Source organism: Bacteroidales bacterium, from assembly GCA_012517825.1.
Lineage (GTDB): Bacteria > Bacteroidota > Bacteroidia > Bacteroidales > JAAYUG01 > JAAYUG01.
This window is the reverse complement of the sequence record JAAYUG010000121.1, coordinates 35,737-53,507: the sequence shown is the minus strand read 5'-3', so window position 1 is coordinate 53,507 and position 17,771 is coordinate 35,737. Positions and strand designations below refer to the sequence as shown.

The window sequence follows — 17,771 nt, the reverse complement described above, 5'->3', positions numbered from 1 at the left end:
TACCAATTTATCCAGGGACGGGATTTTTTGATTTAAAACGTAGTTCAATTAAATCCCAACTCAGAAATCACAACTCACCGAAAATTTCCAATTTCCAATTTTCTGCAAGTGATCACGCTATGAAAACCTGAACACATTAATGGGAAATGGGAAATTGGAAATCGGAAATTCATTAATGGGAAATTGGAAATTTGGAATACACGTAATGGATCACGTTGTGAAAATAAAGCCTGGTCTATCCAGGCAAGGATGTGAGATTTGTGATTTTAGATTTTTGATTTCTGATTTGAGATTCTTTTGATTCGGAACGCAAACCTGTTGAATCACAACTCAGAAATCACAACTCACAAATCAAAAATCCTCGGAAATTTCCTATTTTCCTAAAGTGAACACGTTATGAAACGAGAATCCCTTTTTTAAGTTCTCAGTTATTTGGCTCGTTTTCATCATTTTCAGGTATTGAAAATCCTGCGATTTCTCTGGGAATTTCTTTTTTCGGTCGTGCCCCGAGCTGTTGAATTTTGAGGGCACGGTTCAGCAGGCTTCCCTTTCCCGTGGAAAGCTTTTTCATGGATTCTTCCCAGGCATGGTGGGCATCATCAATTTTTTTGCCTATATCTTTCAGATCTTCGAGAAAACCGTTGAATTTGTCGAGAAGATCACTGCTTTGCCGGGCAATTTCCTGGGCATTGCGGTTCTGATATTCAATGCGCCACATGCTTTCAATGAGTTTCAGGGCAGCCAGCAGGTTGGTCGGACTCATCAGAAGCACTCTCTTCTGATAGGCATATTGCCATAATTCAGGGTCCTGCTGAAGTGCCAGGTGGTATCCGGGTTCTACCGGCATAAACATCATAACAAAATCCAGGGAGTTGAGCTGATAGAGCGACTGATAGTCTTTGCGGCTTAATTCAAGAATGTGTTTCCTTACCGAATCAAGATGTTCCTTTATAGCCTGCTGACGGGATTCTTCCTCTTCGGCTGCGACGAATTTTTCGTAGGCAACCAGGGACACCTTGGAATCAATTACTACGTTACGGCCGCCCGGATAGCGGACAATGACGTCGGGAATCAGCGTACTGCCTTCTTCATCTGCCATCCGTTCCTGGACGGTATATTCGCGGTTGCGGGTTAGTCCGGAATTTTCGAGAAGTTTTTCCAGAATTACCTCTCCCCAGTTTCCCTGGGCTTTGGTATCTCCTTTCAGAGCCCTTGTAAGACTGCGGGCTTCGTCGCTCAGTTGCTGGTTCATCTGCACCAGGCGTTCAATCTCTTTGCCCAGATGAAAGCGTTGTTCCCGCTCTGTTCCGTAGGCCTTTTCCACCTGATCACGAAATTCCCTGATTTTTTCCGAAAGAGGATTGAGCAGGTTTTCCAGTTGAGTCCGGTTTTGTTCAGTAAATGTTTTTGTTTTTTCTTCAAGAATGCGGTTGGCAAGGTTTTCAAATTCCACCGAAAACCGTTTCTGCACTTCTTCCAGTTCACTTTTCTGACGGGCAAGCTGTTCCTGCATGTTTCTGAGGTCAGCTACCGCTGCCGAATATTTAGCCTGCAAATCGAGCAACTGGGTGTCTTTTTCAGCAGTTTTCCGCTGTTCCTGTGAGAGAGCGTCTTCAAGAAACCGGCTTTTTTCTGAAAAAACCGAAAGTTTTTCCTTCTGAATCAGCCGGAAAATGAACCAGGCGGCCAATCCTCCAACGATGAGACCTGCAGCAAACAAGAAAATGTCCATGAAATTGTATTTAAAAATTCAATACGTAAAGGTACAAAACCTGCCTGTGATCCAAACCGGCAGAGTTTGCTATTCCTTATTCAGTGGGAACAATGTAGATTTTTTGGCCAAGAAATCGTTCAATCCGCTCAAATTTGCCTCGTTCGGCTTTATTGACAAAGGTGATGGCCAGGCCGTCTGCATCGGCGCGTGCTGTGCGTCCGATCCGGTGAATGTAATCTTCAGGATCGGAAGGAACGTGATAATTGATGACCAGTTCGATGCCTTCAATATCAATACCCCGGGAGAGAATATCGGTTGCCACAAGAATCTGGAATTTTTTATTCCGGAAATCGCGCATGATTTCTTCCCTGACCGACTGGTCAAGGTCTGACTGGATGCCGCGTACCTGAAATCCTTCTTTCTGGAGTTCTTTTTCAACCTGTCTGACATCTTTTTTGGTAGAACAGAAAATAAGAACACTTCGCAGGTTTTTGCCTTTCAGCAGTTGTCCAATCAGGTGGATTTTTCTCCCATCTTCGGTCATATAGGCTGCCTGAGTAATATTTTCAGCCGGGCGGGAGATAGCGATATTGACTTCCACCGGATTTTTCATGATTTTTTTTGCCAGTTGCCTGATAGGGCCGGGCATGGTAGCTGAAAGAAGAATGGTTTGTCGCTCTGTCGGCAGAAGGGAGATGATCCGCATTATGTCATCGAAGAAGCCCATGTCGAGCATCTTATCGGCTTCATCCAGCACCAGGTATTTTAAATGGCTGAAATCAACGTATCCGAGGGCCAGGTGGGATAAAAGCCGGCCCGGTGTAGCGATCACAAAGTCTACTCCTTCGGTCAGGGCTTTCTTTTGATAATCCCAGCCCATGGAATCACCCCCTCCGTAAACAGTTACCGAAACGGCTCCCGCAAAATAGGCAAATCCCTGAAACTGCTGGTCAATCTGAACAGCAAGTTCACGGGTAGGAACAAGGACAAGGCAGGCCGTTCGCTTACCGATCTGGTGGCGTGATATCATGTTTTGCAATATGGGCAGCAAATAAGCAGCCGTTTTGCCGGTTCCTGTCTGCGCGCAGGCAATAATGTCTTTACCCTCAAGGGCCGGAGGAATAGTAGCTTTCTGCACGGGAGTGGGTTCCCTGAATCCCATGGAATCAATAGCTTCCAGCAAGGGGTCTGCAAAATGAAATTCTGAAAAATCCAATTGACTTACCAATTAATAATTAATTTTGACACCTGTTTATGAAGTACCGTTATATCTTTTTTGACCTTGACCGCACACTGTGGGACTATGAAGCCAATTCGCGCGAAACGCTTCTGAATTTGTTCTACCAGTACCATCTGCATAACAGAATTGAACCGGAAAAGTTTCTGGAAGAATTCAACCGTCATAATGAGATGCTCTGGGAACAGTATCGCGACGGTGAAGTTTCCAAGGAAACGCTTCGCTACGAGAGGATGCGCCGCACATTTGCCGCGTTTGGTATTCCTGGCAAAGACCTGGCTGACAGCTTCAGCGATGCTTTTATCAGCAATCTTCCGCTTCAGAAGCAGCTTTTTCCCGACGCAAAGGAGGTTCTCGAATATCTTCACCGGAAATACAATTTATATATTCTCTCGAACGGTTTTAAGGAAACACAGGTTGCAAAGATAGAACATTCAGGCCTGAGTCCATACTTCCTGCATATATTTACCTCGGATGAACTGGGAACAACCAAGCCGGGCAGGGAGTTTTTCCATCGGGCGGTTTCTTCCCTGAACGCACGAAAGGAGCAATGCCTGATGGTTGGCGATGATCCCATAGCCGATATTTCCGGGGCGGCTGATTATGGCATTGACCAGGTTTTTTTCAATCCTGACCGTATTCCTCATACCATGAAGCCTACCTTTGAAATATATGCCCTCGCTGAACTGAAAGATTTGCTGTGAGCTAATACGGTATTTCCTGGTCAAACGAGTCGTTGCGGCCGAGCGTGAATTTTCCTTCATAGCGTTCATCCACATCCTGGTTCATGCGGCTTCCGATGGTAACGGTCTTTCCTGCAAGTGAAGTGTCAACCGGAGCAAATGAATCCAGGTCTTCAAACCGGGCCAGGTCATCGCGGAAGCGCAACTGGATATCGGCTGTAGGTCCGTTTCGGTGCTTGGCAACAATGATTTCAGCAATTCCCTTGGTGGAATTTCCGTCAAGGTCTTCAAACAGGCCGTATTTTTCGGGCCGGTGAATGAAAATGACAATATCGGCATCCTGTTCAATAGCTCCTGATTCGCGGAGGTCGGAAAGTTGCGGTCTTTTGGTTCCTGAACGGGTTTCAACGGATCGGTTCAGCTGGGAAAGAGCAATTACCGGCACATCCAGTTCTTTGGCCAGTGCTTTCAGTGAGCGGGAAATCATACTGACTTCCTGTTCCCTGCTTCCTTTGGCATCGACGGGAGCTGTCATCAGCTGCAGGTAGTCGACGATGACTACCTGAATCTGGTGCTGAACGACCAGGCGCCGGCATTTTGCCCGCAATTCATAAATACTGATGGCCGGCGTGTCATCAATGTACAGGGGAGCGTGCACAAGGTCACGTATGCCTGCGTCGAGCTGCTTCCATTCCTCTTCGGTGAGTTTTCCGTTTTTAATCCGCTCGGAAGGAAGTTCCGTTTCACTGACGATCATACGGTTCACCAGCTGAACCGATGACATTTCCAGAGAGAAAATGGCAACCGGTATTTTGTGTTCCACAGCCATGTTGCGGGCCATGGAAAGAACAAAGGCGGTTTTACCCATCGACGGCCTTGCGGCGATAATGACCAGGTCAGACCGCTGCCACCCTGAAGTAATCCTGTCCAGTTTGGTGAATCCGGAAGGAACCCCGCTCAGGTTGTCGGACCTCTTGCTGGCTTCTTCAATCCTCCGGATGGCTTCCTTCAGAATGGTATTTACCGGCAACGACTCTTTTTTAATGTTTCCTGTGGCAATTTCAAAGAGTTCCTTTTCCGAGAACTCCAGAAGATCGTTCACGTCAATCGATTCGTCGTATGCCTGTTTCTGGATTTCGGAAGACACTCTGATCAGTTCTCTCTGAATGTATTTCTGGGCAACAATGCGGGCGTGGTATTCGATGTGTGCTGCCGAGGCTATGCGGGAAGTAAGCTGGCTGATGTAGGCCGGACCTCCGGCTTCATCGAGGTGCTTGTTGGCCCGCAGTTGTTCGGTAACAGTAAGAATATCAATGGGCTTTTCAGCCAAAGACAAATCAAGGATCGCCTGGAAGATTTTCTGATGGGCTTCTTTATAAAAACTTTCCGGTTTCAGAATATCGATTACTGAAAGTAAAGCATTCTTTTCGAGCATGATAGCTCCCAGAACAGCTTCTTCCAGTTCGATAGCCTGAGGGGGCATTTTGGCATAGTCGGCAGGAAGCGATTCCTGCCTGGGTGCTGGTTTGCGGGGTGTCCTGGCTGGCATATTTTTTCTGTTTTCATTGCAAAGGTAGGAAAAGAAGCCCGCCTAATTCCAAAAAAGAGAAAGGATATTTTTGAAAAAAATATTACCACAAAATGAACAGGCTGTTGGTAACTTTTTGCCTGCGAGAGTGTGTTCAGAACCAACAGTCTGTTATTCAGTCTGAATTACCTATCAGAAAGGCAAAAAATGAATGCTTGGCTGGTAAATGTGAGACCTTTATTTCGGTTAAATCCAGCCCAGATTCAGTATAACAAACTTTAAAAAAGATTCCGCATGGTAAATGCGGAATCCGGGTTAATTAACTGTTGGCAGTGAACTATATCACCGAATCACTGCAAATGGTATTCGTACCGTTTCTTTCCGGAAGACCATTTGCAGTTGCCATACTCCCGAAGGAAGTGATGATATGTCGATGGTTTTTCTTCCGGAATTATCAGGTACATCCTGCGAAATTACTCTTCCTGAAAGGTCAATAATTGATATGCGCTGTAATCCCTCTTCAGAAGGCCATTCAACGGTCAGAAAATCCGCGGCAGGGTTTGGATACAGCTTGCACAGTCGGGCAATGCCGGAAGATATACCAACGGTGTTAATGACGACATCCGTGCATCGGCTCCATGTTCCGCAGTTGGTTGTTACAGTAAGGCAAACATTGTATGTACCGTCATTAAGATAGGTATGCTGCGGATTTTGTTCTTCCGAGGACTGGCCGTCACCAAAGTTCCATACATAGGTGCCCTGTGAAGACTGGTTGGTGAAACTTGCCGTTTTGTGGGTGATGTCGAACTGGAACGAAGCGGAATCTTCAGCAGGTTCTGAGACCTCAACAGCAAAGTCGGCGCTGCATCCATGATCATCTGTCACGGTAACGGAATAAGAACCTGCAGGAAGGTTCTCGCGGTCTTCTGTCATGGCATTGTCGTTCCAGGCAAAAGAATATGGCTGTGTTCCGCCGTTTACGAGAAGATCTATTGCACCATTATTACCTCCGAAACAGGTAACATCGGTTACGGTGGCATCAATGCCCAGCGGTGCCGGTTGTTGTACCGTAAAAGTATCAGTTTCGGCGCAGTTGTTCTGATCCGTAGCGGTAACTATATAATTTCCGGCACTAATATCTGCAAGGGTGTCTTCCGTACTGCCTCCATCCCAGAGGAAAGAGAATGGGGCAATACCTCCTTCGGCAGTAATGACAAGACTTCCGTCCGACATGCTATAACAGGAAGGTTCCGTGATCTCGGCGTGCAAAACAATTTTCTCCGGTTCATTTACATTCACTGTGTCGTAAGCTTTGCAATTATGGGCATCGGTAACAATTACAGAATAGGTGCCTGGTTGAGTTGCTGCCGAAACACTATCTGTTTTGCCGTTTGACCAGAGAAACTGGTAAGGTAATGTGCCTCCTTGAGCATGAACCGATACTTCGCCGTTACCAGCACCAAAGCAGGATATGTCTTTGCTGCTGCTGGAAAGAGCAACTGGTGCAGGTTCATTAACGGTGATGTTTTTCTGAATTACACATTGGGTGGCATCAGCTATTCTTACCCAGTAATTACCTGCTGGTATATTGGAAAGGACGGCATCAGTAGAACCTGTACTCCACAGAATTCCTACAGGCTGAATGCCACCGGTGTATTCGGTTCTCAGCTCTCCGTCAGAAGAACCATTGCAGAGAGGTTCTGTTTTGAATACATCGGCGTAAAATGGAATTTTAAAGAAAGAACCTCCGTCCCAGTTGGTGCAAATGGAGGTATTCGGATCGGTATGCAATATATCAAACAAGTATATCGGAGCATACCATTGTCCCGGGCCTCCTGCAAAATACTGTGCATCAGCCGGACTCAATGCATACATGCGAACCAATATCCTGAATACCTGGCTGGAATTTGGTATCCGTGCCAGCAGATATCCCCCTGTCATCCTGAATTGCATGTCTACCGGAATATCAATGGAAATGATCATCTGAACAGGAACAGTATTCGTAACCCATGCATTGGAAGTATTCAGGTATTTATAGTTTGTGAAACCTTTGAATACAAGGTTTCTTGGATCGGAGGAAGCAAAATCATAGACAAGATTTGACATTCCACTGCAGCTGGTATTCGGAGGGGCATTGTTTGCCCCATTGATGACGTTAAACAAGGTGTCGTTTACACCCCAATAAATACAGGAAGAATCATAATCCCAGTAAGGAAAAGTGGGATCACTGTATTGAAACAATGTTGCCGTAATACCAATAGATCTTGGGTCGGTTGGGCTTACCTGTAGTAAGGTTCCGGCCGGAGGTGATACCTTTACAGGTTGTGAGAACCCATTGGCGAAAATCAGAGCGGTGAACGCCAATGTAATGATGCTGGCAATTTTTGTTTTCATGGGGGTTGTTATTAATTATGCATTATTTCCTGTACAAATCCAGAACCATCTTCCTGCTTCCAAACCCTGAGCAGATAGATTCCACGGGGAAGAGAAAGATTGGTAAACCGAATCAAATGAATCCCGCGTGAAATGGTTTTTTCCGAGAACAGCTTCCGGCCAGTTATCCCGTATAGCTCAATCACAATCGGTTTTCCTTCACTTTCAGGCCAGTAAATACTGACTGCATCATGAAAAGGATTGGGATAAAGCAGCCTTTTTTCCCTGGCTGTATTATCTTTAATTTTCAGAGCAGGAGTATCGAAGCTGAGAGCATCAATGAGAACTCTGGTGTTCTCTGATGCGTTGCGGTTAAACAAAAATCCTACATATCCGCTGTCTGGAACAACATCCCGGGATGTGTAGCTGAGAGGGATTTCCAATTGTCCGTATGGTTCAAGCAATCCGGTATGGAAATAATATCCTTCACCTACCATGGTTCCATTTCGGAACATGTTAACACTAATGAAAAGCGTGTCATTTCCGTCGGGCTCAAATCCAATGTATCCGTAAAGTGTTTCGTGTCTTCCTGAAACGGGAAATGACGGCCCAATTGATTTAAAGGGACTAGTGGAAAGAAAACTTTGGCTGTATCCTTCATACTTCCGGTTTATGAAATCCAGGGCATAGGAACCATCGAAAGCATTTTCGGATATACGGACTGAAGATTCGCCCGGAGAATTTTTGTTATCCCCTCCGGGGTACCATCCTTTCGGAGTATAATGTATGATCTGTTCCCATTGTTCGAAATCGCTGTTGGGTAGAGTTGCCGTTGTGTGCATAAAGAAGATTTCATCAATCACAACAACGCTCATAGGATCTTTTTTTCCTGAAAGTACATCGGTTGAGGCAATGCCTATAATAATGCTGTCGCTTTCTGCGGGCACCTGATAAGGGATTCGGAACTTGCAGGTAACGAACTGGCCTTCAGAACTACCACCTATTTTGAAGATGCCTTGTGCCAGAAGAGCGCTTTCTTTCTTCAGCAGAAGGAGTACAAAAGCACTGTCACCACTGGCAATTTCGTATTTTATCCTGATTCCGATTGTATCGGGTTGTCCTGCAAATGGAACACCTCCTTCAAAGTTCCCGTTGTTCAGGTTTCCTATAAGAACGGCTCCGGGCTCATTGTCTTTTGCCTGCAACCTTACGGCTGTTTTTCCGTTCTCACCATCAACTTTTTCTACCGAGCCCTCTGTAGACCATGGAACAGGAATATCCGAAACAAGGGTATCCCATAACTCAAAACTCCAGTTAGGTATGTCGGTTCCGGCAAAAAATGATTGGGTTTGACTGGTAGCTGTTCCGTCGTTGTTTTCGGCGCGTACCCGGAAAACATAAAATGCCTGTGGGTCGAGGCCAGAAAGTGTAATGCCGCTGTTTTGCCAGTCAATTCCGGAAAGAACTTCCGGATTGGCCGCGAGCGTGTTTTCGTCGGTCGTTTCTTTCCCGTATGAGAAAAAAACATGGGTTGGAAGTCCGTTTGGATTAACCTGAACTTTTAATTTGATATTCCCCGGACTGATCAGCTTTGCCTGCAGAGAAGCCACCATAGGCGGGTGAGCGGATGAGTCGGCATAAACAAGAACTTTCCCGTCAGAACCTGCTGCAACACCTGTAAAGCGATTCAGGAACCCGATTGCTTGGAGATCCCTTTCGTCATTCAGACCGGAAGGCAAAACAGCAGGAATCCATGTGAGTCCACCATCTGTACTTTTAAGTAAAGTTCCCTTATTTCCTGCTGCAAAACCGTCGGTCGCACTGGCAAGACAAATATCATTCAGCATAGGAGCCAGGCTGTCATGAACCACCTGCCAGGTATGTCCTCCGTCGGATGTGCGGATGATTGTCTGAAGGGTATCATTGGAAGGATGCCCTCCGGCAGCAAAACCAATCAAGCGGTCCCTGAAATACAATGCATTCCATTGTCTTTCTTTTACGGAGGGAGGAACAGTGGGTATTTCCCATGAAAGGCCTCCGTCGTTTGTCAGAAGAAGTGTTCCTTTGTCGCCGGCAATAATGCCGTCTTTTGCATTGAAAAACCAACAGGCTTTAAAAAAATTTCCCTTTTCATCCATACGCACGTTCCAGGTGTTTCCACCATCCGTGGTGGATGCGAACGTATGAAGCGTATCCGTATCATACTGACCGCCTGCAATAAAACCTGTATCTTCTGAAGTAAAAAATATGCTCCTGAAATTCCTTCCTGCAATTGCCGGAGGGAGGGTAAGTACTGTCCATGAATCACCTCCTGTATTGGTTTTCATTATCAGCCCGTTATCTCCGGCAGTATATCCTGTTGAAGAAGAAGGGAAAGATAATGCTCTCAGCCAGGGGCTATTCGGTGAATCCTGAACGATATTCCACGTTCTCCCTGAGTCTTGTGAAATATATATGCCCGTAATGGCATCGTTGGTTTCGTGTCCTCCGGCAGCAATCAGCCGATTGCCGGCAAAAACAACATCATTTACCGATCGATACCGTGGTATATTGGTCAATTTCCACTGACCCCAACTTGCAAATAATATAAAAAGCAATGAAAGAGTAATTGATATTTTCTTCATTATGAAAGCTATATAAAGAGCTGATTAAATTAATTGCGCCAACCTGATTTTTGTCAAAGTTAGAATATTTTTCAGATATTTTAATTTTATCTAAATGCTTATTTTTGCTCCATGATAGATTTCCCAAATGCCAAAATAAATCTCGGATTGAGGGTGATCCGAAAACGGACTGACGGTTATCATGATATTCAGACGCTTTTTTTCCCTGTGGGATTAAGTGACGTTCTGGAAATCGTTCCAAATTATACTCAAACGGCAAATATTGAAGTTACCGGACTGGTTCCTGAAGGCGATCCACAGAGCAATCTTTGTATGAAAGTATGGGAAATACTGCATAAGGAGAAGGGAATTCCGGGGGTTGACATGTATCTTCATAAGCGGATTCCGAGTGGCGCCGGATTAGGGGGAGGTTCTTCCGATGCGGCTTTTGCCCTGAAAATGCTTGACAGGCTTTTTGATCTGTCCCTCACCGAAGAGCAGTTGAAAGAATATGCGGTAAGGATTGGCAGCGATTGTCCGTTTTTTCTATATAACTGTCCTATGGCAGCGCAGGGGAGGGGAGAGGTCCTCTCCCGGGTTGATGTTGATGTAAACGGCTATTATCTGGTTCTTGTTATCCCGCCCCTTCATGTTCCAACCAGAGAGGCCTATGCACAGATTACTCCGGCTGAACCACCGGAACCTGTTCAAAAGACTGTCCTCAGAAATATAGAATTATGGAGAGAACATCTCGTTAACGATTTTGAGGAACCTGTCTTCAGAAAATACCCTCTTCTTGCAGATATAAAAAACCGGCTCTACCAGGCTGGAGCAGTTTACGCATCCATGTCAGGCAGTGGCTCTGCCCTGTATGGATTGTTTACCGACAAACCTGAGGTACATGCGCTATCGGAAGGAAATCGTATCTTTATTGAGAAAATCGGCAGCATGTTTCACTGAAACAGTATGCTTTTTCATTTTCTTAAAACCGTACTGAAGCTTTTTTACAGGAAACCTGAATGGGAAGAATGCAATGGCGTACGTCATTCGCCTGCCATATATGTAACCAATCATAACCTGTCATACGGACCCGTTATTTTTTTTCTTTATGCGCCGTTTACTGCGCATCCATGGGTGATTGCCCCTGTTACGCAGATCAAAGAATGCAGGTCATATATCCGGAAAGATTTCATTGAAAAGGAACTGGGGATATATGGTTTTACGGGGAAAATGCTGGCATTTGCCATTTCGTTTATCTGTGTATGGATCATGCGCAGAGTTCATGCTGTCCCCGTTTATTCCAGCAGCCGGAAGATATGCATTACCATGCAGAAAAGCCTTGAAGAGCTTCTGGCCGGAAATCATCTGGTAATTTTTATTGAACGCAGGGAGGATCAGAATTATGCCCCTGATACCGGATTTCTTGAGCTGATGGATTCTTATTACCGCGCTACAGGCAATTGTTTACCGGTTTACATTCTCAGGATTTCCAGGCGGTCAGTGAAGCTGGTCGGAACATTCCATGATATTCCACAACATGCCAGGATTCGGGAACGTGTTATCCATCTCCTGCGCGAAATTAATGAAGGATAGAAAGGTGCATCAATCCGTGAAACATACCCTGGGAAGGGTTGGTGAGGTTTCAGAGTTCCAGCGTTCCAGCGTTTCGGGTGTTTAAGTTTAATTTGTGATTTGTGAGTTGTGAATTGTGATTTCTGATTTGAGATTTTATTTGTTTTCGTTCAGGATCAAGAAAATCAGAAATCAGAAATCAAAAATCTCGAATCACAAATCTTTCGTTCATCGATTGTTGATTTCGATTTGGGCTCTGGGCAATGGGCTTTGGGGTTTGGTATTTGTGAGTCGTGATTTTTGAGTTGTGATTTGAGATTTTCTAGTTTCGAATAAACAAATGGGTAGAACTTTAAGCTTAGAATAACTGATGAACGCCATTTCTTTACGCTTTACGCTCAATTTCAGAGTTCCAGAGTTCCAAAGTTCCAGAGTTCCAGATATTCAGGGATTTCCGATTTCCCATTTCCCAATTCCCATTAACGTGTTCTGGTTTTTATAGCGTGTTCAAGGACAGGAAATAGGAAATTGGAAATAGGAAATTTACGGTGATTTTTGATCTGAGATATTTAAGTGCAGGATTAGCAATAGCGTAGAGAATAGAGCGTAAAGCCAATTGCAATTGGCGAAAGGCGAACGGCGAAAAATGAATAGCCAAAAACATTCCATTTCCTCTTCAGGGGCCAAAGGGGAAAATCCATCCTTAGTAAACCTGTCTTTGTAATGAATTGAAAGAAAATGAGTAACTTCGTTTAATCGTAAACTGAACAAAGTGAACTCAATGGCACAGGAAAACGCTGAACGGTCAAAAAAATCAAACGATTCTCAAATTTTGTCCGCTGACTTTCTTCAGCGGATTCTCAGGGAAAGCGTCAACGAGATTTATGTTTTTGAAGAAGATACCTGGCGTTTTGTGTACGTAAACGATGCGGCCAGATTGAATCTGGGTTTTAGCGAAGGAGAACTGGCACAAATGACACCACTGGATATCAAACCCGAACTAACAGAAGAGATGTTCAGGGAAATTCTGTCGCCATTGTATAATGGAACAAAGAAAAAAGTTGTATTTGAGACAGTGCATCTGCGCAAGAACAAGTCGAAATATCCCGTGGAGGTTCACCTTCAGATGATGCAGTCCGCCGCTAAGCGATTCTTTGTTGCCCTCATTCTTGATATAACTGAGAGAAAACTTGCTGAAGAAGCTTTACGAAAAAGTGAGAAGCGTTTCCGGACTGCACTTTACAGCATTGGTGATGCTGTAATCACTACCGATACAGAAGGGAATATTATTCATATGAATCCCGTGGCAGAGAAACTGACCGGTTATGAGGAGCCGGAGGCAAGAGGAAAGGCACTGAACGAAGTGTTTGTTATTGTTAATGAATTGACAGGCCTTACAGCCGAGAATCCGGTAAACAGAGTTCTGAAGGAGGGGAATGTGATCGGCCTTGCCAACCACACAATTCTCATCAGCAAAGACGGACAGCAGATACCTGTTGCCGATAGTGGTGCTCCCATTCTCGACGAGGATGGAAAGACAACCGGCGTAGTTCTGGTATTCCGCGATCAGTCCATCGAAAGGAAATGGCAGCGTGAAATATCCGAAAACGAAGCCCGTTTCCGGGGACTGTTTGAGTCTTCAGCTGCAGGTATTGCATTGCATAGGATAGTATATGATGCAGAGGGTAATCCGGTTGATTATGAAATACTTGATGTAAACCCTCAGTATGAAAAAATAACCGGAATTCCTAAGGAAAAAGCTGTGGGGCAAAGGGCAACTTTGTTATACGGAACCGATCAGCCACCCTATTTTGAACAGTATCTTTCCGTTGCTTTGAGCGGTAATTCTCTTTCCTTTGAGACTTACTTTGAACCCATGCAAAAGCATTTTTATATCACCGTTTTTTCACCGGAGCGGGAAAAATTTGCAACCACTTTTATTGATATTACTACTCTGAAAAATGCTATCCGGCAAATAGAAAAAAGCAGCCGGCAGTTCAGCAAAATGTTTTATGAACACAGTGCGGTTAAAATGATACTGGAAGCAGAAACAGGACGAATACTGGATGTAAACCATGCGGCCGAAAAATTCTATGGTTGGACAGGTGAACAGATGCGTACCATGAAAATCAAAGATATCAACACGCTTTCACCTGAAGAGATTCAATTGGAGATAGAAAAGGTACGGACCGGAAAACAAAATTATTTTGAATTCAGACACCGACTGGCTGATGGTTCGGTAAGGGATGTGGAAGTATACAGCACGGCCCTCGAAATGGATGGAAAAGAGGTTCTTTATTCCATTATTCATGACGTAACAGAGAAACGCAGAGCAGTAGAATCGGTTCTTTACGAGCAGTATCTGTTAAACTCGCTGATGGATACCACACCCGATTTAATTTATTTCAAGGATAATGAAAGCCGTCTGATAAGAGTAAACAAGGCTGTTCTCAACCGTTTCGGATTCCGGCACGAAAGTGAAATTTTAGGTAAAACCGATTTTGATCTGTTTTCCCAGGAATATGCCCTGCAAACCTTTAATGATGAACGGAGAATTCTCGAAACAGGTTCGCCGATTATAGGTTTGGAAGAAAAAGTAATCTGGCCCGACGGACATATTACCTGGGCATCTACTTCCAAATTGCCTCTGAGAGATGCAAAAGGAAATATTATAGGAACATTCGGAATATCGCGCGACATAACCGAGTGGAAGAAAATTATTGAGGAACTGTCGAAAGCGAAGGAAAAAGCTGAAGAAAGCGACCGGCTCAAAACTTCTTTTTTGCAGAACATATCGCATGAAGTGAGAACACCTATGAATGCCATAATGGGTTTCTCTGAACTATTGCTGAATGAAAACCTTCTGCCGGGAAAAAGAAAGGAGTATATCAATATTATTTGCCAGAGCGGCACCAATCTCCTGAACATCATTGAGGATGTACTGAAGATTTCTTCTATTGAAACCGGACAGGAAAAAGTCAAACTGGAAGAATGCCGCCTCAGCGAACTGATTTCAGTTCTAGAACTTCAGTTCAGAAGAAAAGCCGAACAGAAAAATCTGGATTTTATAACTGATTATGGACCGGATGAGGAGATTCTTTTTTTGACCGATAAGACCAAACTTACACAGATTCTTGCCAATCTGCTCAACAATGCGCTCAAATTTACGCATAAAGGTTTTGTTCGTTTTGGTTGTCGGGTGGAAAACAATTTTCTCCGCTTTTTTGTCGAGGATTCAGGCATAGGAATTTCTGCGGAGCATATTGATAGAATATTTGAACGGTTTTATCAGGTTGAATCGTATCTCTCACGTGACTTTGGAGGCACCGGACTCGGACTTTCCATCTGCAGGGCCTATGCTGAGATGCTGGGAGGGTCTGTGTGGGCAGAATCCACGCCTGGTAAAGGTTCAGTATTTCATGTTATGATTCCGTATCAACATAAAGAAGTCAATCTGAAAGAACAAAATATGGAGAAAAATACAGCCCCGCCTGCGGGTAGTGCTCTTGTTCTTCTGGTAGAAGACGATGAGTACAATTATGTGCTGGTAAGAGAAATGTTGTCAAAAACCTCTCTTACTTTGCACCGCGTTTCCACCGGGGAGGAAGCTGTTGAAATTTGTAGAAAGGACAGAAATGTCCGTCTGGTGTTAATGGATATCAAACTGCCCGGAATGGATGGATATGAAGCAACAAGGATGATCAGAAAAACGAGGACTGATCTTCCCATTGTAGCCCTCACTGCCTATGCAATGCCCGAGGACGAAGAAAAAGTGCGTTTGGCAGGATGCTCAGATTATCTGTCAAAACCCCTGAGCCGTGAACAATTGTTCAGTGTGTTGCAAAAATACCTGGGCTGAAAGAAATTTGGCAGAGATCCGGAGTTCCAGGGTTCCAATGTTCCAGAGTTTCAAGGATTTCCGATTTACCATTTCCTATTAATAAGAATTCCCGATTTATAGAGTGCTCACTTACAGGAAATTGGAAATAGGAAACAGGAAATTTTCAGTGATTTTCGATTTCCCACTAATGAGGTTCCAGCGTTTCAATGTTCCAGGGTTTCAGAGTTCCAGAGTTCCTTTGATATAGCGTAGAGCGTAAAGCGTAGAGCGTAAAGAGGGGTATTGGGTTTAGAGGGCAGAGCATTGTTGATTTAGCGTAGAGCGTGAAGTGAATGGCAAAAGATCTTTCCATTTCCCCGTTAGGAGATGAACGGCAATAGAAACGGTGATCAAATCCAATCAAATTCCCCGTTAGGGGATTAAGGTCAGTAGGTCGGGGTAGAAAGGTTCCAGAGTTTCAGAGTTCCAGAGTTCCAGAGTTTCAGAGTTCCAGAGTTCCAGAGTTCCAAAGTTCCAGCGTAAAGCGCAGAGCGTAAAGCGAAGAGCGAACGGCGAACAGCGAAAAGCAAATGGCGAATGGCGAACAGAAAAAGAAAAATGTCCGACAAACATTACAACCCTATGGATTTGCCCCGTACCCTCCGCCCATAATGTAGTTCTCCAGATCCTTAATTACCACATTCTGTTCATGCACCACCGCCTTAACCACATCACGGATTGTAATAATTCCGGAAATTTCGTTATGATCAAGCACAGGAAGATGGCGTACCTTTTTCTGGAGCATGATGGCCATGCATTCATAAATAGTCATTTCCGGCCTGGCGATTACCAGTTCTGTTGACATGAAATCGCCTACTTTGGCTTCTTTTGAAGAATACCCCTGTAAGATAATTTTTCGGGCATAATCTCTTTCAGAAAACATGCCCACCAGTTTGCCGTTATGGATTACCATTATGGCACCAACGTTTTTTTCGGCCATCAGTTTTAATGCATCGAAAACTGTGGCTTCGGGACTGATGAAATGATAGGTGTGTCCCTTTTTGTCAAGCAGGTCTTTAACAGTTATCATAGGCGTATGTATTTGGAAGTTTGCTTTGGGTTTGAAAGGGCATGTGGTTTTGTATTACAGTCTGGTAAATGGTTTGGTTTAACAACCGGATAATATTATCTGCAGATTTTTTTACCCCGGGCGTCATTTCTTCCCCAACCTCGAGGCGGGAAGGTTGTATTCCGAGGATGCAAACCGGCATGTTAAAAAACTCCGTTACCCTGCGCAAGGTCAGATTATGTGTGTTTATCGTTGTTTCAAAAGTGTCTTCCGGCAGAAGCAATCCGGCGTATCCCGGTTCACGGCCAAAATCGATGCAATCAACCAATACCAGCAGATCAGGTTTTGCATTGTTGATGCGCGAAACATAGTTTTCAAGGCTTACTTCTACCAGAATTTTGGTGATGTTTGTGTTTTCCATCAGGTTGTTCACTATGTAAACTCCTGCTCCGTCATCGCACCGCAAAACATTTCCTATGCCGGCAAAAAGGATTTTTTTCCGGTTATCCGCAATCAGCTCGAGTAATTCATTAAATTCTTTCATAGCAGCAGTTTAACCTGGATGTTCCGCATGCAGTTGGGGCAGAGGATCCTGAACATATCCTTCCGGCGGAGCCCATCCCCCGGAGGGGTACTGGTTTCTTCCTCACCGGCAAGCTGAAGCCTTGTATTCAGTGCGCGCAGGGTGAGAAGGGATGACCATGCTCTGGTACCCAGTTTGTCGTAGATATAATGCAGATGTTCTCTGGTGGTGATAACACTTCCGCAATGTTCACACACAATAAGTTCTTTGTGCTGTTGTTCTATAAGTGATTCTTTCTGAAAGGTTGACAGGTCGAAAATGGTATGGGACAGAATTACCCCTTTCGCTGTAATGCAATAGGCTTCGCATTGTCCGCAGAAAATGCATTTTCCGAAGTCACGGGTTATGGTGCGGATTTTCTGCACGGCATCATCAGAAACAGTGATGGCACCCGAAGGGCATACGTTGGAACAGGTAAGGCACCCCACGCATTCGGCATCGTTTACCACCGGCTTACCCCTGAACGCCGGTGCGGGAATATGGGGTTTATAGGGAAATTTCGTCGTTGCCGGCGGGGTGACCAGCGAAACGATAGCCTCTTTGAGTTCCCTGAGTTTCGGATATCGCATATGATGAATAGTTACATTAT

The 17,771-nt window shown here is 44.7% G+C and carries 12 protein-coding genes; 4 read left to right on the top strand and 8 right to left on the bottom strand.

Going from position 1 to position 17,771, the window contains the following annotated elements; genetic code table 11:
• Positions 1 to 424: 424 nt before the first annotated feature.
• Both rmuC and GX419_08645 read right to left on the bottom strand, forming a co-directional pair.
• Positions 425 to 1,732 carry a DNA recombination protein RmuC gene (gene rmuC / locus GX419_08650; GenBank protein ID NLI24759.1) on the bottom strand — a complete coding sequence of 436 codons (1,308 nt, stop codon included), beginning with the start codon at positions 1,730 to 1,732 and terminating at the stop codon, positions 425 to 427.
• 76 nt (positions 1,733 to 1,808) lie between these two features.
• A complete protein-coding gene (locus GX419_08645) occupies positions 1,809 to 2,876 on the bottom strand; it encodes a DEAD/DEAH box helicase (protein ID NLI24758.1) in 1,068 nt (355 codons plus the stop codon).
• 92 nt (positions 2,877 to 2,968) lie between these two features.
• Here GX419_08645 and GX419_08640 point away from each other — a divergent pair, with 92 nt between their 5' ends.
• Positions 2,969 to 3,655, top strand: a complete 687-nt coding sequence (locus GX419_08640; protein NLI24757.1) for a noncanonical pyrimidine nucleotidase, YjjG family — start codon at positions 2,969 to 2,971, stop codon at positions 3,653 to 3,655.
• A 1-nt stretch (position 3,656) separates the two neighbouring features.
• On the opposite strand, the gene dnaB is transcribed toward GX419_08640, so the two are convergent.
• The 3 genes from dnaB to GX419_08625 all read right to left on the bottom strand — a co-directional run bounded on the left by dnaB (position 3,657) and on the right by GX419_08625 (position 10,159).
• Positions 3,657 to 5,183 (bottom strand): replicative DNA helicase, encoded by a 1,527-nt coding sequence (gene dnaB, locus GX419_08635; GenBank protein NLI24756.1) that lies wholly within the window; start codon positions 5,181 to 5,183, stop codon positions 3,657 to 3,659.
• A gap of 321 nt (positions 5,184 to 5,504) precedes the next feature.
• Entirely contained in the window at positions 5,505 to 7,556 is a 2,052-nt protein-coding gene (locus tag GX419_08630) for a T9SS type A sorting domain-containing protein (protein NLI24755.1), read from the bottom strand.
• 11 nt (positions 7,557 to 7,567) lie between these two features.
• Positions 7,568 to 10,159: a T9SS type A sorting domain-containing protein gene (locus GX419_08625; protein ID NLI24754.1), complete on the bottom strand. Its 2,592-nt coding sequence runs from the start codon at positions 10,157 to 10,159 to the stop codon at positions 7,568 to 7,570.
• Between the two features lie 111 nt (positions 10,160 to 10,270).
• On the opposite strand from GX419_08625, the gene GX419_08620 reads away from it, so the two are divergent.
• The 3 genes from GX419_08620 (at position 10,271) to GX419_08610 (ending at position 15,569) form a co-directional block, all read left to right on the top strand.
• A complete protein-coding gene (locus tag GX419_08620) occupies positions 10,271 to 11,098 on the top strand; it encodes a 4-(cytidine 5'-diphospho)-2-C-methyl-D-erythritol kinase (protein NLI24753.1) in 828 nt (275 codons plus the stop codon).
• Positions 11,099 to 11,104: 6 nt separating this feature from the next.
• A complete protein-coding gene (locus GX419_08615) occupies positions 11,105 to 11,731 on the top strand; it encodes a hypothetical protein (protein ID NLI24752.1) in 627 nt (208 codons plus the stop codon).
• Positions 11,732 to 12,491: 760 nt separating this feature from the next.
• Entirely contained in the window at positions 12,492 to 15,569 is a 3,078-nt protein-coding gene (locus GX419_08610; GenBank protein ID NLI24751.1) for a PAS domain S-box protein, read from the top strand.
• Between the two features lie 601 nt (positions 15,570 to 16,170).
• On the opposite strand, the gene GX419_08605 is transcribed toward GX419_08610, so the two are convergent.
• Genes GX419_08605 through GX419_08595 form a run of 3 tightly spaced genes read right to left on the bottom strand, consistent with a single transcriptional unit; the run spans position 16,171 to position 17,751 of the window.
• Positions 16,171 to 16,620 carry a CBS domain-containing protein gene (locus tag GX419_08605; protein NLI24750.1) on the bottom strand — a complete coding sequence of 150 codons (450 nt, stop codon included), beginning with the start codon at positions 16,618 to 16,620 and terminating at the stop codon, positions 16,171 to 16,173.
• Positions 16,607 to 17,143 carry a hydrogenase maturation protease gene (locus tag GX419_08600; protein ID NLI24749.1) on the bottom strand — a complete coding sequence of 179 codons (537 nt, stop codon included), beginning with the start codon at positions 17,141 to 17,143 and terminating at the stop codon, positions 16,607 to 16,609. The genes GX419_08605 and GX419_08600 overlap by 14 nt, the downstream gene beginning before the upstream one ends.
• Entirely contained in the window at positions 17,140 to 17,751 is a 612-nt protein-coding gene (locus GX419_08595; protein ID NLI24748.1) for a 4Fe-4S dicluster domain-containing protein, read from the bottom strand. The genes GX419_08600 and GX419_08595 overlap by 4 nt, the downstream gene beginning before the upstream one ends.
• Positions 17,752 to 17,771: the final 20 nt, after the last annotated feature.

Coding starts and splice junctions, on each gene's coding strand:
- rmuC (NLI24759.1), bottom strand. CDS start 1,732: ATGGACATTTTCTTGTTTGCTGCAGGTCTCATCGTTGGAGGATTGGCC.
- GX419_08645 (NLI24758.1), bottom strand. CDS start 2,876: ATGGGATTCAGGGAACCCACTCCCGTGCAGAAAGCTACTATTCCTCCG.
- GX419_08640 (NLI24757.1), top strand. CDS start 2,969: ATGAAGTACCGTTATATCTTTTTTGACCTTGACCGCACACTGTGGGAC.
- dnaB (NLI24756.1), bottom strand. CDS start 5,183: ATGCCAGCCAGGACACCCCGCAAACCAGCACCCAGGCAGGAATCGCTT.
- GX419_08630 (NLI24755.1), bottom strand. CDS start 7,556: ATGAAAACAAAAATTGCCAGCATCATTACATTGGCGTTCACCGCTCTG.
- GX419_08625 (NLI24754.1), bottom strand. CDS start 10,159: ATGAAGAAAATATCAATTACTCTTTCATTGCTTTTTATATTATTTGCA.
- GX419_08620 (NLI24753.1), top strand. CDS start 10,271: ATGATAGATTTCCCAAATGCCAAAATAAATCTCGGATTGAGGGTGATC.
- GX419_08615 (NLI24752.1), top strand. CDS start 11,105: ATGCTTTTTCATTTTCTTAAAACCGTACTGAAGCTTTTTTACAGGAAA.
- GX419_08610 (NLI24751.1), top strand. CDS start 12,492: ATGGCACAGGAAAACGCTGAACGGTCAAAAAAATCAAACGATTCTCAA.
- GX419_08605 (NLI24750.1), bottom strand. CDS start 16,620: ATGATAACTGTTAAAGACCTGCTTGACAAAAAGGGACACACCTATCAT.
- GX419_08600 (NLI24749.1), bottom strand. CDS start 17,143: ATGAAAGAATTTAATGAATTACTCGAGCTGATTGCGGATAACCGGAAA.
- GX419_08595 (NLI24748.1), bottom strand. CDS start 17,751: ATGCGATATCCGAAACTCAGGGAACTCAAAGAGGCTATCGTTTCGCTG.